21 protein-coding genes and 6 tRNA genes are annotated in these 21840 nt (G+C 52.6%); 22 read left to right on the forward strand and 5 right to left on the reverse strand.

All coding sequences use genetic code 11. The features are described 5' to 3' along the window. The first annotated feature begins 5 nt into the window (after positions 1–5). The 4 genes from LX66_RS11145 to LX66_RS11160 all read left to right on the forward strand — a co-directional run bounded on the left by LX66_RS11145 (position 6) and on the right by LX66_RS11160 (position 4489). A complete protein-coding gene (locus tag LX66_RS11145) occupies positions 6–845 on the forward strand; it encodes a DUF4129 domain-containing protein (RefSeq protein WP_145713175.1) in 840 nt (279 codons plus the stop codon). A gap of 13 nt (positions 846–858) precedes the next feature. Then, positions 859–2094 carry a DUF4350 domain-containing protein gene (locus LX66_RS11150; RefSeq protein ID WP_145713178.1) on the forward strand — a complete coding sequence of 412 codons (1236 nt, stop codon included), beginning with the start codon at positions 859–861 and terminating at the stop codon, positions 2092–2094. Then, positions 2095–3075, forward strand: a complete 981-nt coding sequence (locus LX66_RS11155; protein ID WP_145713179.1) for an AAA family ATPase — start codon at positions 2095–2097, stop codon at positions 3073–3075. Positions 3076–3148: 73 nt separating this feature from the next. Further along, entirely contained in the window at positions 3149–4489 is a 1341-nt protein-coding gene (locus LX66_RS11160; protein WP_145713181.1) for a DUF58 domain-containing protein, read from the forward strand. Here the strand turns inward: LX66_RS11160 and LX66_RS11165 are convergent. From LX66_RS11165 to LX66_RS11180, 4 genes are all read right to left on the reverse strand, one after another. Then, positions 4486–5187: a hypothetical protein gene (locus LX66_RS11165; RefSeq protein WP_145713183.1), complete on the reverse strand. Its 702-nt coding sequence runs from the start codon at positions 5185–5187 to the stop codon at positions 4486–4488. The two genes, LX66_RS11160 and LX66_RS11165, sit on opposite strands and share 4 nt — an antisense overlap. A gap of 18 nt (positions 5188–5205) precedes the next feature. Next, positions 5206–6216, reverse strand: a complete 1011-nt coding sequence (locus LX66_RS11170; protein ID WP_145713185.1) for an OmpA family protein — start codon at positions 6214–6216, stop codon at positions 5206–5208. Between the two features lie 108 nt (positions 6217–6324). Continuing rightward, positions 6325–7305, reverse strand: coding sequence for an NAD(P)H-dependent flavin oxidoreductase (locus LX66_RS11175; RefSeq protein WP_244620373.1), 981 nt, complete (start codon positions 7303–7305; stop codon positions 6325–6327). Between the two features lie 19 nt (positions 7306–7324). Further along, positions 7325–7906, reverse strand: coding sequence for a riboflavin synthase (locus tag LX66_RS11180; RefSeq protein WP_145713190.1), 582 nt, complete (start codon positions 7904–7906; stop codon positions 7325–7327). A gap of 156 nt (positions 7907–8062) precedes the next feature. Between LX66_RS11180 and rpsU the strand changes: the two genes are divergently transcribed. The 14 genes from rpsU to LX66_RS11250 all read left to right on the forward strand — a co-directional run bounded on the left by rpsU (position 8063) and on the right by LX66_RS11250 (position 18451). Then, positions 8063–8260 (forward strand): 30S ribosomal protein S21, encoded by a 198-nt coding sequence (gene rpsU, locus LX66_RS11185; protein WP_145713192.1) that lies wholly within the window; start codon positions 8063–8065, stop codon positions 8258–8260. A 76-nt stretch (positions 8261–8336) separates the two neighbouring features. Beyond that, a complete protein-coding gene (locus LX66_RS11190; RefSeq protein ID WP_407643577.1) occupies positions 8337–9284 on the forward strand; it encodes a tyrosine-type recombinase/integrase in 948 nt (315 codons plus the stop codon). 166 nt (positions 9285–9450) lie between these two features. After that, positions 9451–9750 carry an HPF/RaiA family ribosome-associated protein gene (locus LX66_RS11195; RefSeq protein WP_145713195.1) on the forward strand — a complete coding sequence of 100 codons (300 nt, stop codon included), beginning with the start codon at positions 9451–9453 and terminating at the stop codon, positions 9748–9750. 233 nt (positions 9751–9983) lie between these two features. Then, positions 9984–10057 (forward strand) — tRNA-Thr (locus tag LX66_RS11200). A gap of 117 nt (positions 10058–10174) precedes the next feature. Further along, positions 10175–10257 (forward strand) — tRNA-Tyr (locus LX66_RS11205). A gap of 116 nt (positions 10258–10373) precedes the next feature. Further along, a tRNA-Gly gene (locus LX66_RS11210) sits at positions 10374–10446 on the forward strand. Between the two features lie 73 nt (positions 10447–10519). Then, positions 10520–10594, forward strand: a tRNA-Thr gene (locus LX66_RS11215). Between the two features lie 54 nt (positions 10595–10648). Beyond that, a tRNA-OTHER gene (locus LX66_RS11220) sits at positions 10649–10724 on the forward strand. A gap of 70 nt (positions 10725–10794) precedes the next feature. Beyond that, positions 10795–11982 carry an elongation factor Tu gene (tuf, locus tag LX66_RS11225; protein ID WP_145713197.1) on the forward strand — a complete coding sequence of 396 codons (1188 nt, stop codon included), beginning with the start codon at positions 10795–10797 and terminating at the stop codon, positions 11980–11982. Positions 11983–12088: 106 nt separating this feature from the next. After that, positions 12089–12159, forward strand: a tRNA-Trp gene (locus LX66_RS11230). A gap of 101 nt (positions 12160–12260) precedes the next feature. Beyond that, the gene (secE, locus tag LX66_RS11235; protein WP_145713199.1) at positions 12261–12452 is read left to right on the forward strand and encodes a preprotein translocase subunit SecE; all 192 of its coding nucleotides are present in this window, start codon (positions 12261–12263) and stop codon (positions 12450–12452) included. Continuing rightward, on the forward strand, positions 12452–13042 hold the full coding sequence (nusG, locus tag LX66_RS11240) for a transcription termination/antitermination protein NusG (protein WP_145713201.1): 591 nt from the start codon (positions 12452–12454) through the stop codon (positions 13040–13042). Before secE ends, nusG begins: the two co-directional genes overlap by 1 nt. A 149-nt stretch (positions 13043–13191) precedes the next feature. Beyond that, the gene (locus tag LX66_RS11245; protein ID WP_145713203.1) at positions 13192–17319 is read left to right on the forward strand and encodes a DUF6531 domain-containing protein; all 4128 of its coding nucleotides are present in this window, start codon (positions 13192–13194) and stop codon (positions 17317–17319) included. Position 17320: 1 nt separating this feature from the next. Then, on the forward strand, positions 17321–18451 hold the full coding sequence (locus tag LX66_RS11250; RefSeq protein WP_145713205.1) for a hypothetical protein: 1131 nt from the start codon (positions 17321–17323) through the stop codon (positions 18449–18451). A 73-nt stretch (positions 18452–18524) separates the two neighbouring features. On the opposite strand, the gene LX66_RS11255 is transcribed toward LX66_RS11250, so the two are convergent. Continuing rightward, positions 18525–19103 carry a DUF1579 domain-containing protein gene (locus tag LX66_RS11255; RefSeq protein WP_145713207.1) on the reverse strand — a complete coding sequence of 193 codons (579 nt, stop codon included), beginning with the start codon at positions 19101–19103 and terminating at the stop codon, positions 18525–18527. A gap of 288 nt (positions 19104–19391) precedes the next feature. On the opposite strand from LX66_RS11255, the gene rplK reads away from it, so the two are divergent. The 4 genes from rplK to rplL all read left to right on the forward strand — a co-directional run bounded on the left by rplK (position 19392) and on the right by rplL (position 21659). Then, the gene (rplK, locus tag LX66_RS11260) at positions 19392–19835 is read left to right on the forward strand and encodes a 50S ribosomal protein L11 (protein ID WP_145713209.1); all 444 of its coding nucleotides are present in this window, start codon (positions 19392–19394) and stop codon (positions 19833–19835) included. 48 nt (positions 19836–19883) lie between these two features. Beyond that, the gene (gene rplA, locus LX66_RS11265) at positions 19884–20573 is read left to right on the forward strand and encodes a 50S ribosomal protein L1 (RefSeq protein WP_145713211.1); all 690 of its coding nucleotides are present in this window, start codon (positions 19884–19886) and stop codon (positions 20571–20573) included. Between the two features lie 36 nt (positions 20574–20609). After that, complete coding sequence (gene rplJ, locus LX66_RS11270) at positions 20610–21119, forward strand: 50S ribosomal protein L10 (protein WP_145713213.1); 510 nt, start codon at positions 20610–20612, stop codon at positions 21117–21119. A 162-nt stretch (positions 21120–21281) separates the two neighbouring features. Next, the gene (gene rplL / locus LX66_RS11275) at positions 21282–21659 is read left to right on the forward strand and encodes a 50S ribosomal protein L7/L12 (protein ID WP_145713215.1); all 378 of its coding nucleotides are present in this window, start codon (positions 21282–21284) and stop codon (positions 21657–21659) included. The last annotated feature ends 181 nt before the right edge of the window (positions 21660–21840 follow it).

Consider the following 21840-nt stretch of genomic DNA (forward strand, 5'->3'; position numbering starts at 1 on the left):
TATATATGAGCATAACAGACAGGTATAGACGTTATTTGCTGCTGCTGGCTTTTGGTGTGCTGCCGCTGCTGTTGCCGGCGCAGGAGCTGGACACGGTGGCACTCAGCATCGATGCCGGTGATGACTACGCGGAAGAAACCGCGGTAGAAGTGGATAACAGAGCTTACCAGCAGCAGGAGATAAAGGAGCATTACCTGTGGGACCGCGCGGTGCCGGTACCGGTGGACAGTACGGAAGTATGGTGGAATAATGGCGGGCTGGTGGGGCGTAGCGTACCGCCTGCGGTGCTGAAAGAGCTGCGTGCCGATAAGCGGCTGCAATATGACCTGGAGCAGAAGGAGAACAAGGCCCCTTCCTGGCTGGGCGTGGCATTGCTGGCCATCCTGGGGTTCCTGCAGAGTATCCGCATCGTGATATATATTGTGCTGGTGACGGGGCTGGTGTTACTGCTCGTGTTTTTCCTGCGCCAGCAGGGCTACCGTTTTTCCCGGAAGCCGGTGGAAACGGATGCGGCAGGTAACATGGAGGAAGATCCCGGTGTGGGCGGCTATGAAAAGCAGGTGCAGGAAGCCATTGCCGCCGGGCAGTTCCGGCTGGCGGTACGGTACCTGTATTTACAGGCCCTGCGGCAGTTGGCGGAGCGGCAGTTGATCACCCTCACCAGGGACAAGACCAACGCAGACTACCTGCGGGTATTGTTACAAACGCCCTGGCACCGGCCATTTGCCAGCCTTACAAGAGATTATGAATATATATGGTACGGAGAAGTGGATGTGAATGCAGCGCAGTTCAGCCGTATTCACGGACAATTCCGGCAATTTATAAACGACCTGGTAAGTCAATAATTTATTTGCCTTCGTGAAATCAAAGATCTTCATTATTATCACCGGCCTGGTAGTGTTGTGCTTTGTGCTGTTGCTGGTGGCCGGCAACCAGTCGCGCAACAGCGCCGAGGCGAAGGACCTTACCCGGCAAAGCTTTTCCCACAAGGATAAGCACCCGGGCGGCTGCTACGTGGCCTTTACCTGCCTGCAGCACCTGTACAGCGGCGAATCGCTGAAGGTGATGACCAAGCCCTTTACGCGCAGCTATGAGAAAAATGACTACCTGAAAAGGGGAGATGGCAACCTGTACATACTGGTGGCCGACAAGCTGTATGCCACCACCCAGGATATAGAGAATATGCTGCGCTTTGCTGCGGACGGCAATCAATTGTTCCTGGCTGTGAACCAGCCGGACAGCCTGCTGAAAGAACGTTTAGGCATTGCCGTGGATTCTGCGTACACCTCCCTGAGCATTCCATCCAGCGTGCAGCATTTTGTAAATCCTTTCCTGGCCCCGGACACCGCCTTTCACCGCGAGGGCATTTACGGCGGGCGCTTCTTCACCCGGCTGGATACGCTCAATACCACCATACTGGGCACCAACGGCATTACCGGCCACCACGGTCCGCAGCCCAACTTCATCCGGATCAGCTATGGCAAAGGGGATGTGTTCGTGTCGCTGAACCCTTCCTCCTTTACCAATTATTTCCTGATGCACGGGCGTAACATCAGCACCCTGGAAAAGCAGGTGGCCTATACCTACAATACGCCGTCCGGGGTGTACTGGGACGAATATTACAAGTACCTGAAAGGCCCCCAGACGGATTTCAGCGAGTGGCAGGTGCTGATGCGCTATCCGGCCCTGCGCTGGGCGCTGTGGCTGTTCCTGGCCCTGCTGCTGCTGTATGTGCTGTTTGAAAGCAAGCGGCGGCAGCGTATTATACCGGACAGGCCCGTGCTGGCCAACAATTCGCTGGAATTTGTGGAAACGCTGGGCCAGCTCTACTACCAGCAGGGCAATAACCGCAACCTGGCGCAGAAAATGATCCTGCACTGGACGGAATATGTGCGCACCCGCTTTTACCTGAGCACCCAGCACCTGAACCCGGCCTTTGCAGACACGCTGGCCCGCAAGTCCGGCATGCCCTATGCGGCCGTGCGGAACATCGTGGACAGCATACATCATATACAGTTGTCGGAGCATGTTACCGACGACTTTCTACAACAGTTCTATAAAAACATACATCAGTTTTACCTAAATACGAAATAGATGGACGTTAACACTTATGAACCCAGGTCTGAGCTTTCTACCCTTCACCAGTCAGTGGAGGCCATCCGTGCGGAGATCGGCAAAGTGATAGCCGGCCAGCACCAGATGATAGACCTGCTGATCACGGGCCTGCTGACACAGGGACATGTGCTGATAGAGGGCGTGCCGGGCGTGGCGAAAACGCTCACCGCCAAGCTGCTGGCCCGTTGTGTGGATGCGGACTTTTCGCGTATACAGTTCACACCCGATATTATGCCGGCCGATGTGCTGGGCACCGCCGTATTCAACCCCCAGAGCCGGGAATTTGAATACAAGCGCGGGCCTGTTTTCAGCAACCTGGTGCTGATAGATGAGATCAACCGGGCGCCGGCCAAAACGCAGGCCGCCCTGTTTGAAGTAATGGAGGAACGGCAGGTGACCAATGATGGCGCTACCCATGCCCTGCCCCTGCCTTTCATGGTGATCGCCACGCAGAATCCCATAGAGCAGGAAGGTACGTACCGCCTGCCGGAAGCGCAGTTGGACCGCTTCCTGTTCAAGATAGAGGTGCAGTATCCTGCCATTGCCGAAGAAGTGGCCATGCTGCAGGCCATGCACCAGCATAACAGCATACCCGATATTACCCAACTGGTGAACCGGGTGGTGACCGCCACCCAGGTACTGGAGTTCCAGGCCCTGGTGCGCAAGGTGCATATTGAGGAAAAGCTGCTGCATTACATTGCGGCGCTGGTGCAGGAAACCCGCGTAAACCCCTCGCTGTACCTGGGCGGCTCTCCCAGGGCCTCGCTGGCGGTAATGAACTGCGCCAAGGCAGTAGCCGCCATGCGCAACCGCGACTTTGTAACACCGGACGATATCGTGGAAATGCTGCCGCATGTGCTGCGCCACCGCATTATGCTCACGCCCGAGCGCGAAATGGAGGGCATTGCCGCCGATGAGGTGATTGCCCAGATCGTGAAGGCCGTGGAGGTGCCGAGGTAGGAAGTAAGAAGTAAGAAGTAAGAAGTAGGAGGTAAGAAGTAGGAAGTAAGAGGTGAAATATAAATTATAAGGGATGAAACTGAAGCAGCTTTACGGTTCTCTATTTTTTGGTACCCGGTTTTACCTGTGCCTGGGCGGCAACGTATTGCTGTTCATCCTGGCCTTCTTTTTCCCGCCGGTATACAATATTGCGCTGCTGATCTTTGCGGCGCTAGTGGTATTGCTGCTGCTGGATATGGCCCTGCTGTACGCTGCGGCAGCGCCATTGAGCCTGGAACGCCGCACGCCGGTGCGCTTCAGCAACGGGGATGATAACGAGGTGCTGATCACCGTGAGCAGCCGGTACCGCTTCCCGGCTGCGCTGACGGTAATGGACGAGCTGCCTTTCCAGTTCCAGTTGCGGGACCATGTGCTGAAAACCCGGCTCAAGCCCGGCGCGCAACAGGAGTTTCACTTTACGCTGCGGCCGGTGGAACGGGGCGCCTACCAGTTCGGTAACACCAACGTATTTGCCGCCAGCCCTTTTGGCCTGGTTAGGCGCCGCTTTGTTTTTGAGAATGAGCAACTGGTAAAAACATACCCCTCTTTCTTACAGCTCCGCAATTTTGAGCTGATGTCCTTTATGAACCGGCTGAGCGAGCTGGGCGTGCATAAAAAGCGCACGGTTGGCCACAGCATGGAATTTGACCACATCAAGGAATATGTGCGCGGCGATGATGTGCGGATGCTGAACTGGAAAGCCACGGCCCGCCGGGATAACCTGATGGTAAACACCTACGTGGAAGAACGCTCCCAGCAGGTATACTGCGTGATAGACAAGGGCCGTACTATGAAAATGCCCTTTGAAGGGCTCACCCTGCTGGACTACGCCATTAACGCCACCCTGATATTCAGCAACGTAGCCCTGCAGAAGGGCGACAAGTCCGGGCTGGCTACTATTGCGGCGCAGCAAATGGAAATACTGCCGGCCAGCAATAAAAAAACGCAGTTGAACAAGCTGCTGGAAATGCTGTATGCCCAGGAAACCCAATGGCAGGAAAGCGATTATGAAAAGCTGAGCATTTCGCTCAGGAGCGCTTTATCGCAACGCTCGCTGCTGATCCTTTTTACCAATTTTGAATCCATGCCCGGCCTGCAAAGGCAGTTGCCTTACCTGCGCAAGCTGGCGCGCTACCATTTGCTGCTGGTGGTGTTCTTTGAGAATACGGCGCTGAAAGAGATGTCTGAGCAGCCGGCCCGCGGCGTGGAAGATATTTATAAGCAGGTGATCGCCCAGCAGTTTGCCTATGAAAAAAAGCTGATCGCCCGGGAACTCTCCAAGTATGGCATTATGTCCTTACTGTGCACGCCCCAGCAGCTTACCGTGCAGGTCATTAACAAGTACCTGGAGCTGAAAGCAAGGATGCTGATCTAATTGCCTTTTTTTCGCTTTCGATTGTTAAATACGTCTTGCTTATCCTGGATGATCATGGAGTCGTCATCCGCTTTTTGCTTTACAGGAACAATGGATTCGACTTTGAGGGTGGGCTTGCTTTTATACACCGCCTTTACGGTGATGAACCGGGTAGTATCGCCGGTCTTAAGCAGCAGGTCCTGCCCCAGTAGCTGACCGGCGGAGCTTTCCAGCCGTACGGCGGAAGTATCCAGCGGGTACACTTTGCCGGTGCTGAAGCGGCCTTCCACGTTCAGGTAGAAGTGGATGCCCCGTTTCAGGCTGTCGGCATAATGATTAAAACGTATCCCGGTAATGTAGGGAAGCTGCAGGGTGGTTTCAAAGGGAGGGTGGTTGCCTGCATCGGGCAGGGATACCAGCAGTTTTACCTGGTAATGCTGCTGTGCCAGCCGCTGCCGGTCAAAACGGAGGTAGCCGTTACGGAACTCGCCGTCGGGTGTGCTCACTTTAATGGCCCGCCAGCGGTAATCTCCGTCCAGGAAGCCTTCCGTTTGCCGTACATCGCCATTACTGTAGGTAATCTCCAGCCCCACCGGCGCCTGGTTGTACAGTTCCACCACGGCAGTGGTGTCGTAATAGGCCGTAACGCCTGTTACTACCGGCTGCGCCCCGAGCAGGAGGGGCTGGAGTAAAAAGATGCCGAGCAGGAATCGCTTCATCTGTTAAAAAGTTTGACCTTATTTTTTCACCAGTTCCACCCGGCGGTTCTTTGCTTTCCCGTCCTCGGTGCCGTTATCCGCAAGGGGTTGGGTCTGACCGAGTCCTTTGCTTTCCAGCCGGTTGGCGGCGATGCCTTTCCCGGTCAGCGCGTTCTTCACCGCAGCCGCCCGCTGTTCGGACAGCTCCATGTTGTGCGCAGCATTGCCGGTATTGTCCGTATGGCCTTCGATGGAAATTTTCAGATCCCCGTTGTCGGACAGCAGTTTATAGATCTCGTCCATCACCGGCTGGGACTCGGATTTGATGTCTGCCTTGTCTGTATCAAAATTAATGTATAAGGCAATATGCCCTTTGCTGTCCAGCTCCTGCTTCATTTCGTCGGCCCTGATGATGGAGGCGGTTTGCTTCATTTCGCCTTTCTGGGACACTACAATGGAACCGCCGGCGGTATTATGGCTGGTTTGCACCCATATTTCCGCCCCGGGCTTGCGGATCACGTAGGTTTTCACGTCGTCGTTCCAGATATCGGCAGGCCCGTGGTATTTATACAGCTCGTCCCGTCCCAGCCTTTCCAGCTCCGATGGGGGAATATGGCCTTCGGCCACCAGCACGCCGCCCAGGCTTTTGATCAGGTTGTCATAGTTCCTTTCAAACAGCAGGGGCTCAAACTCCTTTCGTTTGGCTTCATCATGAAATATATAGGCGGTGAAGGTACGGCCTTCAACCGGCACCAGCTTATTATCCACGAAGTGATAGATGCGGTGAAATTCCTTGTCTTCCTCTACCTGGTAGCGGAAACCTTCCGGCGTGCTGAAGTAGGGGAAGGCGCCCAGGTCCTTGTCGGAAACGGGAATACTGTTGATGTCGAAAGCCTGGCCCTGCGGCGCCGTGGTGGCCTGTGCTTCGCCGGCGGTACCGGTGCCGGCCGTCGTGTCAGCATCCTGCTGCTGGCCATTCTTGTTGTTGCTGTTACAGGCCAGGATAAATAAGGCGCTGAAGAGGAATAAAGGCTTCAGGGAATGTTTCATTCTCTTGTGTTTATTGGGTTTGATGAATTAACTGGTTAACTGCATTCCAAAACAAAGGGGTAAATATAAAAATTTATCCGGATACGGCTGCCGGTATGGTGTGGTGGGTTATACTTTATAATTACCGGCTTCTTTTAAGGCAGCGGCCAGCTCGCTGACCAGGCGGTCCACAATTTCCTGTACGGAAGTAATGTCCTCCACCATTTCCACGCTTTGCCCGGCGCTCCAGAGGTGCTGGTAGGAGCCGGGGCGGATGGCCTGTTCCAGTTTCTTCATGCCCCGCAACTGCACCAGCATTTTGAAGTATTTACGGGTGCGGGGATTGCGGCTCAGCAGTTTTTCCATCCAGTTTTGCTTATAGCCTATTTTTTTGGCGGCGGGGGTGTTGATGATGTTGCAGGGAGTGCCGGAGAGTCGTTCCGTGAGCACAATGTCCTCCATGCCGTATTCCAGGATGGCCTGCTTGTAGGCATCGCTTACAGTGGCTTCCCGGCTGGCAATAAAGCGGGTGCCGATGGAGGCGGCGTGCGCGCCCAGCACCAGCGCACTGGCCATTTGCCGGCCGGTGGCAATACCGCCGGCAGCTACCAGGAATTTGTCCGGGAATGCCTTTTGCAGCGCCGGCACCAGCACGTGCATAGGGTAGGGGCCGGCATGCCCGCCTGCCCCGGCGCAGACGGCTATAAAGCCATCACAGCCGGCCTGGGCGGCCTTTTCCGCGTGCTGCAGGTTGGTAACATCGCACAGCACTTTGGCGCCGTAGCTGTGGGCGGCGGTGATCACCTGCTTTGGATTGCCCAGGGAGGTGATGTAAAAGGGCACATGGGCGCTTACGCAGGCTTCCAGGTGCTTCAGGTACAGCGGGTTGGTCTTTTGAACGATCAGGTTTACGCCGTAAGTGCCGCGGCTGGCGGCCTGGTGCGCATTCAGCCGCTGCAGCAGGGTTTCCAGCTCACCTTCCTTCCGGAAATTCAGGGAAGGGAAGGTACCGGCAATGCCGGCGTCCATGGCGGCCTTTACCATCGGCTCGTTGCTCACCAGGAACATAGGGGCCTGGATGATAGGATGTTGTATGTTCAGGAGGTTCATGGGTTGAATATTTGATCTCCTACCTCATATTTCTTACTACATATTTCCCCAATATATCAAATTCCAGGTTAACGGTATGGCCGGGCGCAACGGCAGCTATATTGGTATGCTCGTAAGTGTAGGGGATAATAGCCACGGAAAACTCCTGGTCTGTAACATCAAACACGGTGAGGCTGATACCGTTCAGGCAGATGGACCCTTTTTCCACTAGCAGGCCGGCAAAGGCGGCGGGGTAGCGGAAGCGGTACTGCCAACTGCCGTCCTGCTCCGTTTTGGAGCGGCATTCCCCTATGCCGTCTACGTGGCCCTGTACCAGGTGGCCGTCAATACGGCCGTTGAACAGCATGGCCCTTTCCAGGTTCACCAACTGCCCGGGGACCAGCTGGCCCAGGTTGGTTTTCTGCAGGGTTTCGGCTACCGCCACGGTTTCGTAGGCGTTTTCCAGCAGGCGGGTTACGGTCAGGCAGGCCCCGTTGTGGGCAATGCTCTGGTCTACTTTCAGCTCCCGGGCCAGCGGCGTACCAATAGTGATGACCAGGTTGCCGCCGGCCTGTTGGGTGGATAATACTTCTCCTAATGATTCAATAATACCTGTGAACATAACTTTAATGTGCAGATGTACAAATGGGTTGATAACGGCGAAGATAGGGCAAATCACTGCACATTGGCCTATCTGCCCGCCTGCACATCGCGTTTGTTTTTTTAAAACAATGTCGTATCTTTGCTTTCCCTAAAAAATATTAAAGGAGCATTTACTATGTTGATTATCGATTCTAAAGATTGCGAAAACATTGACAAGGCGCTGAAGAAGTACAAGAAAAAGTTTGAAAAGGCACGCATACTGCTGCAGTTGCGCAGCCGTCAGTCTTTTACCAAGCCTTCCGTAAAGCGTCGTAACCAGGTGCTGAAAGCGGTGTACCGTCAGCAGCTGGCCAGCGGCAAGATCGAAGCTTAATCGCGCAAAGCTCTCAGCGCTCAAAATACTTGATGATTGTAAGGTTTTGTTTAACTTTACAATCATCAATTTTTTTGTGTTGAGCGAAGCACCATTACACCCGGCGGTAGACCGGTTCTTATCCTACATCCAACTGGAAAGGCGTTATTCAGCGCATACTTTTACCGCTTACCGCCAGGATCTCCATCAATTCTTTACCTTTCTTGCCAAAGAGTACGGGCAGCCGGAGCTGAATGCCATCAGCCACCAGCATATCCGTACCTGGCTGGCAGGCCTGATGGCCGAAAAACAGCAGCCGCGCACCGTTAACCGCAAAATATCCGCGCTCAAATCCTTTTTCAAGTATATGGTCAGGCTGGGGCTCATATCCCAAACGCCTATGACCCGGGTAACAGCGCCCAAGGTAAGCCGCCGCCTGCCGGGGTTTATAGACGAAAAGGGCATGCAGGCCCTGGAGGACAACCGCAGCATGCGCCGCGGCCAGGAAGACGCTTCCATTTTTACCCCGGACCTGGAAGGGCATACCCACCGGCTGATCTTTGAGCTGCTGTACCATACCGGCATCCGGTTGTCCGAGCTGATACACCTGCAGGAGCGGCAGGTAGATACCGGCAATCTCAGCATCAAGGTGCTGGGAAAGGGCAGTAAAGAAAGGATCATTCCCATCAGCAGGGAGCTGCTGGCACAGTTGCAGGACTATACGGCGCGCAAGCGGCGGGAGCTGGAAAATCCCGCGGCGGATGTACTGATCGTGCATCCCGGGAGCGGGCGCAAGCTGTATCCCAAGTACGTATACAATATGGTAAGGGGCTACCTTACCCGGCACCAGATCACCACCATTACCCGCAAGAGCCCGCACGTACTGCGGCATACCTTTGCCACCCACCTCACCAATAACGGGGCGGACATCAACGCCATCAAGGAGCTGCTGGGGCATTCCAGCCTGGCGGCCACGCAGGTGTATACCCATAATACCATCGAAAAGCTGAAGGACGTGTTCCGGCAGGCACATCCGAAGGCGTAGCGGTTTAACAATGTTAACAAATTATTAAGTGGGAATCGTGCTAAAAACAACAAAAAGCACTAAATTAGTAATGCAATCATGTACATGGTCAGTTCTTTAAAAAATAGCCTATGAAGTCATGTTTACCAATTTGATTTGAGATTGTTAAATATTAAAATTTAGTGTCATGAACGTTCAAATCCAAACGGTGCATTTTGATGCAGATTCCAAACTTATTGATCATGTGAACAAGAAGATCCAGAAGCTTTCCAATTTTTACGACCGTATCGTCAGTGTGGATGTATTTCTAAAATTAGACAATGTAGCGCACCAGATCAAAGACAAGATAGCTGAAATAAAGATCCGTATACCCCGCCACGACCTCTTTGTAAAGCATGAGTCCAAATCCTTTGAAGAATCCTTCGATCTCGCCTTTAATGCCGCCGTTAACCAGATCAAACGGCAAAAAGAGAAGAAATTTCAGTAAATCCTGAAAAATATTTTGAAGTTAATATCCTCTTTACTACCTTTGCCATCCCGATTCAAAAAGGGATCGGCGAGGGTAGTAAAGTTCTTTACTGTAGGGCATTTTAGCCAAAACAGATCAGGTAAAAAAAGAAGTGTATCCCGGAGCTGAAAAAACAAATTTTGAGATTACATCAAAGCTGTTATTTTTGCGCTTCCTTATCCGGGTGCCCTGCTACGCAAAATACTTGGTATGCCAGCATAGCTCAGTTGGCCAGAGCTACTGATTTGTAATCAGTGGGTCGGGGGTTCGAATCCCTCTGCTGGCTCAGTCCCGGCTATGCCGGGACAAGATCCAAATCCCAACAGCCAAATTCCAAACCGAATCTGGTTGTTTGAATGCGGAATTTTGGAATTTGGGTTTTGGATATTGGAATTTAACTAAAGGGCAGGTTCCAGAGTGGCCAAATGGGGCGGACTGTAAATCCGCTGTCTTTCGACTTCATAGGTTCGAATCCTATCCTGCCCACTACACGATTGAGTTCCGCTTTTGCCCTCCGCAGAGGCGGAACTTAGTTGTTGAATGATGATGATGAAACGCGGAGATTGGAACCTGGAATTTGTTCTTTGGAATTTCCATCATATGCGGGAGTAGCTCAGTTGGTAGAGCGACAGCCTTCCAAGCTGTAGGTCGCGGGTTCGAACCTCGTCTCCCGCTCGCATAAAATGTTGCATGCATAACGCGGAACGTCCTGTTCCAAAGCGCTAAGCATGCTGCATTAAGCACAAAAGCTGTTGTAGCTCAGGGGTAGAGCACTTCCTTGGTAAGGAAGAGGTCGTGAGTTCAATTCTCATCAACAGCTCCAATATTGTTTCAGTAATTCCTTTTCGGCCTGCTGATCAAAGTTTAGCATAACTAAGCGTTGTAGCTCAGTGGTAGAGCAGTTCCGGTTCTCTTGTCGGAAAAGGGCATGGGTTCAATTCCCATCAACTGCGCAAGTTTGTAAAACAGTTTTTTAAACAACTATTAATACAATCTTTACAAACCATCTAAAAAGAAAATACAATGGCAAAAGAAACCTTTAAGCGGGATAAACCCCACGTAAACATTGGCACCATCGGCCACGTGGACCACGGTAAAACTACCTTGACTGCTGCCATTACAACCATTTTGGCTAGCAAGGGCATGGCAGAGAAGAGAGGATATGACGAGATCGATGCGGCCCCCGAAGAAAAAGAAAGAGGTATTACCATCAATACAGCTCACGTTGAGTATCAGACAGCTAACCGTCACTATGCTCACGTTGACTGTCCGGGCCACGCTGACTATGTGAAGAACATGATCACTGGTGCTGCGCAGATGGATGGTGCTATCCTGGTGGTGGCCGCTACAGATGGTCCGATGCCGCAAACAAGGGAGCACATCCTGCTGGCCAGGCAGGTAGGTGTACCCCGTATTGTAGTTTTCATGAACAAAGTTGACCTGGTAGACGATCCCGAACTGCTGGAACTGGTAGAGATCGAGATCCGCGACCTGCTGAGCAAAAACGGTTTCGACGGCGACAACACCCCCATCATCAAAGGTTCCGCTACCGGCGCGCTGGCTGGCGACGACAAATGGGTAGGTGCTATCGACGAGCTGATGGCTGCTGTGGATGAGTACATTCCGCTGCCTCCCCGCCCGGTTGATCAGCCGTTCCTGATGTCTGTAGAAGACGTGTTCTCTATCACTGGTCGTGGTACCGTGGCTACCGGCCGTATCGAGCGCGGTAAGATCAAGATCAACGAACCCGTTGAGATCGTAGGTCTGATCGAAAAATCCCTGAACTCTGTATGTACCGGTGTGGAAATGTTCAAGAAGATCCTGGACGAAGGTGAAGCTGGTGACAACGCAGGTCTGCTGCTGCGCGGTATTGAAAAGAAAGATATCAAGCGCGGTATGGTTATCTGCAAACCCGGTTCCATCACTCCGCACACTGAATTCAAATGCGAAGTGTACGTACTGAGCAAGGATGAAGGTGGCCGTCACACGCCGTTCTTCAACAAATACCGTCCCCAGTTCTACTTCCGTACTACCGACGTAACCGGTGAAGTGCAACTGGCAGAAGGTGTGGAAATGGTAATGCCCGGCGATAACGTGTCCCTGACTGTGAAGCTGATCGCTCCCATCGCCATGGACAAAGGTCTGAAATTCGCTATCCGCGAAGGCGGCCGTACCGTAGGTGCCGGTCAGGTTACTGAGATCATCAAATAAGCATCTCGCTTTATAATAAAGGCCATTAGCATTTAGCAATTAGTGATTAGCGGGTTTTGTTGTAGATTTGCTAAAAGCTAAAAGCGCACCGCTAATGGCTTTTTACACGGGCATAGTTCAATGGTAGAATAGCGGTCTCCAAAACCGTTGATACGGGTTCGAATCCTGTTGCCCGTGCTTGAACCTGGTGAAAGTGAATAGTGAATGGTGAATGATATTTGCAAAAATTTGCTACATTCACTTTTCACTGTTCACTTTTCACCATTAGCAGTATTACTATGAACAAGATCAGAAACTATTTTCAGGAGTCCTACCACGAGATGGTGCACAAGGTGTCCTGGCCTACCTGGCAGGAGCTCCAGTCCTCTACCATGATCGTGCTGATAGCCACCGTTATCATCACGCTGATCGTATGGGGCATGGATGCACTCTCCAATGTAGTGCTCACTCAATACTATAAAATGTTTTAATGATGGATGCATCCAATAACCCTGGACAGGAAGTAAGCACTCCCGGACAGGAAACAAAATGGTACGTGCTGCGCGTTGTCAGTGGCAAGGAAAAGAAGGTGAAAGAGTACCTGGATATTGAGGTGCGCCGTTCAGATTGGGGCAATGTGATCACCCAGGTATTCCTGCCGGTAGAAAAAGTATATAAAGTGCAGGCCGGTAAAAAGGTCATGCGCGAAAAGAACTTTTATCCCGGTTATGTCATGATAGAAGCCATAGACGGTAAAATGACCGATGAAGTGATACAGGCCATCCGCAATGTTTCCGGTGTGATCCACTTCCTGGGAAAAGAACACCCGGTAGCCCTGCGCAAGGCGGAAGTAAACAAAATGCTCGGTAAGGTAGATGAAATGAGCGATCAGGGCATCACCATGAGCGAGCCCTTCATTGTTGGCGAAACCATCAAGATCATTGATGGTCCGTTCAACGACTTCAACGGCGTAATTGAAGAAGTGATAGAAGACAAGAAAAAGCTGAAGGTGACCGTAAAGATCTTCGGCCGCGCCACGCCCGTGGAACTGAACTTTATGCAGGTAGAAAAGATCAGCTAATAACCCAGGCTGAACGGTAATATTTTTGAGAGCGCCACAATCATGTATGTGATTGTGGCGCGTTTGTTATCTTTGAACACCCGTCCCGTTTTCCCCCCATACCTCCACGGCACAACGTTGAACCGCGTAACCCATATTAACCGGAAGCCATGTTGGTGAGTAATAAGCATTTTATCCCCGTTATAGGGCTGGATATCCATATCGTTTTATTGTTCGGTTTTCCCATTCCGCTGCCACACCCGTATATTGGTTTGGTAGTAGACCCGATGGACTATATTCCATTCATTGGCGCTACCACCAAAATTAATCACGTACCCCGCGGCAAAAGCGATACCAGCGGCATCTTCATTATCCTGTTCCATATTCCCATGGGCGGCCCCTTCCTGCTGGCGCCCATGATCGGGCATGACTCCGTGAACTTCTTCGGCAGCAAGCGCGTGAAAGTGGAGGGCAATCTCATGAGCCCTTCCGGCCATATGCTGATGACCTGTAACGACATCGGTATCCCGCTCTCGCTGCAGCCGGGAAAAAAATTCAAGCCTATTCCCAGCCTGTACCTGCCTACGTCTTTTTCCATCCCCTTGTCCTTTGGCCGGCCGGTCATGGTAGGCGGCCCTTATGTGCCGGACTGGGGCGGCGCTTTGCTGAACCTGGTGATGTCCTTTGGTTTTGGCGCGTTGATGAAAGGGCTGGGAAAGGCCGGCCGTGGCGCACTGAAAGGATTTAACCATGCCATGAAGAAAACCCTGAAAGGGAAGTTTGGCAGCAACAAGCTCAGTGCTTTCCTCTGTAAAAAAGGCTTTGAGCCGGTAGACCTTGTGCAGGGCATTGTGATCTACGATGTTACGGATTTTGAGTTGCCCGGTCCCATCCCGCTGAAATGGGAGCGTTCCTGGAACAGCGACAGCTCCCAGGAAGGGGTGCTGGGCTACGGCACCCAACTGGGCTACGATATGCGCGTACAGCCCTTTGAAGAGGAAGATGCCACCGCGGTGCTGCTGGGCGACGGGCGCAGCGCCATCTTTGAATTACTGCCCTATGCCGGCAACAGCGATTATAACCGGCATGAAAAACTGACCCTTACCCGCACGGACCTGGATGAGTACCAGTTGTTTGATCATGGGGAGCGCCTGTATTATCACTTTCGCCAACTGCACCCGCTGGACGCCCAGTACCGGCTGTACGCCATTCGCCATGAGGCAGGTTTTAAGATCAGCTTCCACTACAACAGCAAAGGTCACTTGTTGCAGGTAACGGACAGTGTGGGCCGGCGCCTGGAGATGGAAAATGACGCGCAGGGCCGCATCACGGAAGTAAAGGCCCGCCACCGTGGCCAGGAGCAGGTAATGGTGCGCTACGCCTATAACGAGGCCGGCGACCTGGCGGAAATAACCGATGCGCTGGGGCAGGCCACCCGCATCCGCTACCGTAACCACCTGATGGTGGAGAAAACGGACCGTAACGGGCAGACTTTCTATTGGGAATACGAAGGCAGCGGTGAAAAGGCCCGCTGTATCCATACCTGGGGCGACGGTGGCCTGCTGGAAGGATGGATCGAATATCACCCGGAAAAGGGCTACAACCTGGTGACCAATTCCCTGGGGCACACCACTACCTACTATTATACGCCGGACTATGTAGTGACCCAGGTAAAAGACCCCCTGGGGCATTCCCGGTTCTTTGAGTACACGGAGCATTTTGAGCTGTACCGCGAGATAGACGAGGAGGCTAACGTTACCGGGTATACGTATGACGGGCGGGGCAACCGCACCGGCATTGTACAGCCGGATGGCAGCTCCTACACCTTCCGCTATGATGCGGAGGACCGGCTGATCCTGGCTACCGATCCGCAGGGCAACAGCCGTACCTACATTTATCACAAAAATGAAAAACATAAAGGGCTGCTGCATACCATTACGGAGGCAGACGGCGGCATTACCATTTTCCGCTATAATGTGCACAACCTGCTCAGCAGGATAGAGGAGGAGCAGGAACAGCAAACCCTGCTGGCTTATGACGAAGACCATAACCTGGCTGTGCTGACTCTGCCGGATGGCGCCCGCTCCACCTGGGAGCATGACTCCTGGGGCCGCTGCACCCGGTCGGTGAATCCCCTGCTGCAGGAGCAATATTTCCGGTACGATAACCTGGGCCGGGTAACGGAAGTGCACCTGCCGGATGGCAATCATATCCGGCTGCAGTACAATGCCTATGACGAGGTGCTGCAGCTTGCAGACAAACATCACCAGGTGCGCTTTACCTATACGCCGCTGGGTAGCCTGAAAACGCGGGAGGAAAATGGCGCCAGGATCTATTTCGTCTACAACAAGGAAGAACAGTTGACCGGCGTGGTGAATGAGCACGGGGAAATCTATCGCTTTACCCGCAACCAGCGGGGAGATGTTATACAGGAGACCGGCTTTGACGGTATCAGCCGCCGGTATGAACGGGATGTAACCGGGAAGGTAGTGAAGCTGGAGCGCCCGGGCGGCCGCTGGACTGAATACGAGTACGATTACAATGGCCGCCTGACCCGTGCGGAATATGACGATGGCACCTGGGAAACGTATAGCTATGACCGTAATGGACAGCTTGTTGAAGCCATAAACGAGCATGGCACCCTCCGCTTGCAGCGCGATGTAATGGGCCGCGTGGTGCAGGAGTGGCAGAACGGCTGTACGGTCAGCAGCACCTATGGAGGGGACGGCCGGCGCAGCCGTTTACAGAGCAGCCTGGGCGCAGACATCCAACTGCAGCGTAATGCAGCCGGATACATAACAGGCATACAGGCGCAGGCAGCAGGTATGCCCACTCCCTGGACAGCCGAAATAGCACGCAACCCACTGGGGCTGGAAATAGCGCGCAGCCTGCCGGGCGGCGTAAAAAGCAGTTGGAGCTATGACAAAGCCGGCATGCCGGAAAGCCACCTGGTGAACAGCGGGGAGCGCAGCATCCGCCGCCGGCACTATCGCTGGGACGCTAACCGCCGGCTGAAGCAGATCGTGAACGGGTTGCAGAATGGCGCAGTCAGGTTCGGGTATGATGATTTTGGCAACCTGGCCTGGGCGCAATACGAAGACGGGCAATATGATTACCGCCTGCCCGATAAGGCGGGTAACCTCTACCAGACCAGGGAGCGGCAGGACCGCAGCTACGGAGCCGGCGGCCGGTTGCAGTTCACTGGGGATGCCCGCTTCCTGTACGATGAGGAGGGCCGGCTGGTAAAGAGAATAATAACCCGCACGGGCATGACATGGACCTATGAATGGTACAGCAACGGTATGCTGAAGAACGTGGTACGGCCGGACGGGCAGTCCGTGGAATTCCGCTATGATCCCCTGCGCCGGCGTACTGAAAAGCTGTACAAAGGACAATTGACCCGTTTTGTATGGGATGGCAATGTGCCCCTGCATGAGTGGCAATATCCTGCAAAGGACAGGCCCGTTACGGAAATAGACGAGCTGGGAGACATCCGGCAAAGCCATCCGGAGCCGGTGCCTGCTGCCGCACTGCTCACCTGGGTATTTGAAGAAGGCTGTCATACACCGGTTGCAAGGCTGGGCGGCAGCGGGCAGTACGCCGTGGTAGCGGACCACCTGGGCACGCCCTGCGAGGTGTATGATGTGAGCGGGAAACAGGTGTGGGCCGGGGAATTGGATATTTATGGCAGGCTGCGTAAGTTAGCAGGCGATGGCGCGCTGATGCCTTTCCGGTACCAGGGGCAGTATGAGGATGCGGAAACGGGGCTATACTATAACCGTTTCCGTTATTACGCCCCGGCGGATGGGATATACATCAGCCAGGACCCCGGGCGGCTGGCAGGCGGCTGGTCGCTATACAGCTATGTAACAGACCCGAACGTGTTCATAGATGTGTTCGGGCTGGTGCAGCAGGTGATCCGCACCATGAGCGCCGCGGAAAAGGATCTCACCATCGATAACAAGGGCCTGGTAAGAGGGCCCAACAACTCACGTGGCGCCAAATGGGTATCCATAGGCGAAACCTATGACACCGCCAAAAAGTCGGATTTTAAAGTTGTATTCCATACGGACGACAGCATCAACGATTTCCTGTCGACCAATACGCTGGACTATGAAGACATGGTAGGCGGGGAAAGTAAAAACACGGATAAAATACTTACCAAGAGCAATGAGCGGGGCGCTTATGGAATAGGTGTGGACCGGCTTGAAGGCTTCAGGGAAAAAATACAGAAGATCGAAATATTCAAAAAGGAGAAAGGGAAGTGGAAAAAGGTGCGGGAAATAAAGTGTAAATAACATGGAAAAACGGGATATCAAAGAACTGGTGGCCTACAGCGATATGCGGGCAACGGGCGCCCGGGGTGACCTGTTTTCGGCAGACGGCCTGCTGGTGAATAAAAAGCACGGGCGCGTATATGCCTGCTGCTACCGGGATGCGCCGGAGCTGTCTATTGACGACTTCCTGTCCGCAGAGTTATACGGGGAAATAGCGGCGCAGGAGGGAGGCGGGCGGCTGCACGACCTTCTTTTCCTGGCGGAGATACTGCTGGACGCGTTACGGTATGCGCCCCGGCCATCCGCCATTAACAGGCGCCTGAAGCTGTTCTGCCTGAAGAACCTGCTGTTCCTGCGCAGCACCGGGCCGGTGGAGCACCGGGAACAGTATATGGAAACACTTTTTCGCTTCCTGTTATTTTTCCATCCCGCCCCGGAAGATTACCTGGATGCGTTTTCTCTCAAAGGGGATCAATGCCTGTACAAGGGCGGGACCATCCGCCCTGTAGAGGAGCTGCATGCCCTTTTTGCGCGTCTTATTGCCCGGCGGGAACATATGGCGGCGCTGGCTCCTTTTACGGAAAAGCAGTTGGCCTTAAGCCGTGACATTACCCTGGATTTACTGGAGGGCCTGCTGTGCCCGGGCGGTCCCGTGTCTTTCCTGCCTGTTAACAAGGGGCGCAACCTGCTGACCTGGATATTTTCCGGCCCCGGGCATTTTTTTGAGCTTTACCAGGAGGACCGGGAGCGTATTTTCCTGCTGCTGGAACAGCATATAGACCACTACCTCGTAAAAAGCTGGGATAACGATCCCCGCCTGCAGGCGTCTATATATTATGGCCCGGTAAAGCAGGAAGCGGTGGAAGGATATTTCAACAGGCCAGCCAGGGTCAACCGGAAAAAGAAATACCTGGTGGAGTTCTTTACAGATATGTGCGTTTTCTATGTGCTGCGGGACCCTGCCGGCCTGGAAGGCCTGCTGGCGTATTTTAAGGACAAGCCGGCCATGCAGCGGAAAGTGATGGCCATGCTCTTCCCGCACCCGTTCTATAACGGGGAGGCCAAACTGCAACTGATCCGCAGCGGCGGCCATGAAAGGCTGCCGGAGGGTTTCTGGACAGCGCGGCTCAGAAAAATGGCGGACAGCCTGTAATAATAATAGAAAGCAGGGGAGCGCCGGCCCTGGCCGGTGTTCCGAAACCAGCCAGGGCCGGCGCTTTATACAATTATTTGCGGGTAAACACCAGTTCCATGGTCTTTGACTCCTGGCCGTTCATGGTGGAGTACATTTCCATTTTGTGAGTGTTCTCGTCCACCCACTCAAAAACTTCCCGTACATCATAGTCCTTGCCGGTGGAGGGGTCCAGCATTTTGCCGGTAAAGATGATGATCTTGCCGGAAGCGTCCGGCTTGCCCTCCATGTAGGTAATGCCGGTGCCCATGTTGTCGATCCAGGAGCTGACAAATACCTTTTTGGCATTATCATAGCCCAGGGTGCCGATGCCCTCAAAGGGCATGTCCATGAAGCTGGCGGTGTTTTGGGACTGCTGGTAGCGCCCGCCCAGTATCATGCTATACACGGTTTTGCCTGTGCTTTTCATGGGCTCGGCGCCGGGGGCCATCCAGGAGGTCATGGTGAATTCCCATTCCCCGTCTGATTTGGCCAGCATTTCGTGCATGGGGCCGGGGGTCATATAGTCCATCCAGGCTTTTTGGGCAGCCTGTTCTTCTGCAGATTGTGCCTGGGCCGGATGGAGCAGGGGCAGCAGGCACAGCAGGGTAGCTGTGAACAACAGATATTTCATAAAGGGTAAATTTGGCCTAAAGGTACATAGAACCGGGATAATTGATTATCTTTGCTACCTGTTTTGACAAGCCCCAATCATGGAGAATTGCAATAGAATTGTCAAAAATTTCCCTTATAAGCAAAAAGAATGCCCAACTTTAAATTCTTTTTGCCAACTTAATATTATTATCTACCTTTGCATCCCCTTTAAAAGGCAAAATTTAATTTAAAAGGTTAAATTTTAACACCTTTTAGTTTGGGAGTTCTGCGGTAAGCAGGACGTTTTCACCAAATTAAAACAAGTATTATGGCAAAAGAGATTGCAACGTACGTAAAATTGCAGGTAAAGGGCGGCCAGGCCAACCCTGCACCTCCTATCGGGCCCGCCCTGGGTTCCAAAGGTGTGAATATCATGGAGTTCTGCAAGCAGTTCAATGCCCGTACCCAGGACAAAATGGGGAAGGTGCTGCCTGTATTGCTGACCGTGTACACCGACAAATCCTTTGATTTTGTTATTAAAACGCCGCCGGCAGCCGTTCAGTTAATGGAAGCTGCCAAGTTGCAGAGTGGTTCCAAGGAGCCGAACCGTAATAAAGTAGGTAAGGTAGACTGGGCTCAGATCGAGGCGATCGCCAAAGATAAGATGTCCGACCTTAACTGTTTTACGCTGAAAAGCGCGATGACCATGGTGGCAGGCACTGCCCGCAGCATGGGTATTACCGTGGAAGGAGACGCTCCCTGGGGAAACTAATTATGTCAACCCTGTGTAAGCAGGAAATTCTTTAAAATCATTTGACAAATGGCAACTAAACAAAGAAAAGCGGCTGACGCAAAGGTGGACAAAAACAAGGTGTATACCCTGAAGGACGCCGCTGCGCTCGTAAAAGATATTAACTGTACCAAGTTCGACAGTTCTGTCGATCTGCATATCCGCTTAGGCGTTGATCCTAAGAAGGCCGACCAGGCTATCCGTGGTTCTGTAACGCTTCCCCACGGAACCGGTAAGACCAAAAGGGTGCTGGTACTGTGCACACCCGATAAAGAAGCCGACGCCAAAAACGCCGGCGCAGATTATGTAGGTCTGGATGAATTTATCCAGAAGATCGAAGGCGGCTGGACAGACGTGGACGTGATCGTGGCTACGCCTGCCGTAATGCCCAAGATCGGTAAGCTGGGTAAGATACTGGGTCCCCGTAACCTGATGCCCAACCCGAAGACCGGTACTGTTACCAATGATGTAACAGCAGCCGTAAATGACGTAAAGGGCGGTAAGATCACCTTTAAGGTAGACAAAGCGGGTATTATCCACGCTTCCATAGGCCGGATCTCCTTTGCTCCTGAAAAAATAGAGCAGAATTCGCTGGAACTGATCAACGCGATCATCAAGCTGAAACCGACCACTGCCAAAGGCACTTACCTGAAAGGGTTATCCATGGCCAGCACGATGAGCCCCGGTATCCTGATAGACACTAAATCTGTTCAAATCTAATCACGCCCGGGTGGCGGATTGCAAAACAAAATGGCAATGAACAAAGAGCAAAAAAGCGAAGTGATCGAGCTGCTGAAAAGCAAGTTCACACAATATAACAACTTCTATATCACCAATACGGAATCTCTGACCGTAGAGCAGGTGAATAAATTAAGAAGGGTGTGCTTTGACAAGCAGGTGGAAATGAAGGTAGCGAAGAACACACTGATCCGTAAGGCGCTGGAGTCCCTGGATGCAGAGAAATATACCGGCGTTTACGAGTCCCTGAACGGCGTAACCGCCCTGATGTTCTCCGAAAGCCCGAAAGAGCCCGCGCTGATCCTTTCCTCTTTCCGGAAAGAAAGCAACACCGACAAGCCCGTGCTGAAAGCAGCATTTGTAGCGGATGAAGTGTATACCGGCGATAATCAACTGGCTGCGCTTACCCGTATCAAGACCAAGAACGAGCTTATCGGCGACGTTATCGGTCTGCTGCAATCTCCCGCCAAGCGCGTTATCGCCGCTTTGCTGGAAAAAGCGAAGAAAGAAGAAACTCCTGCGGAGTAAGGCCCAAATCCCAAAACCCAAATTCCAAAATGCGGAGAGTTTCGCGAAGATCATTTGGAATTTGGATAATGGAATTTGGAATTTTAAACATGGCTTCCAAGTCACTATATAAACACTCTGTGTAAACAACATTTAAAAAAATTATCTAAAAAACATTATACAATGGCAGACGTAAAAGCATTGGCCGAACAATTGGTAGGCTTAACTGTTAAGGAAGTACAAGAACTGGCTGACGTACTGAAAGCCGAATACGGCATTGAACCTGCAGCCGCTGCAGTAGTAGTAGCCGGTGGTGGCGACGGTGGTGGCGCAGCCGCTGCTGAAGAAAAATCTTCCTTCGACGTTATCCTGAAAAGCGCTGGTGCCAGCAAGCTGAACGTGGTTAAGATCGTAAAAGATCTGACTGGTCTGGGTCTGAAAGAAGCCAAAGAACTGGTAGACGGTGCTCCGAAACCGGTGAAAGAAGGCGTAAGCAAGGCCGAAGCAGAAGACCTGAAAGCGAAGCTGACAGAAGCTGGTGCTGAAGTTGAGGTTCAGTAATTCTTTGATGATATACCACATTCACGGTATAGTGATCTGATTTTTAAAGGTCAAAAGTGCATCTGCACTTTTGGCCTTATTCCCGTTGGGAAAGCATCTTTTCACTATTTTTTTGATGGTATATTGACGAAGAAATCTTAATTTCCCGGATTGCGTTGTGAATTTCTGTTCACAATTTATA

It is taken from the genome of Chitinophaga japonensis (genome assembly GCF_007830125.1).
In the GTDB taxonomy this organism is placed as follows: domain Bacteria; phylum Bacteroidota; class Bacteroidia; order Chitinophagales; family Chitinophagaceae; genus Chitinophaga; species Chitinophaga japonensis.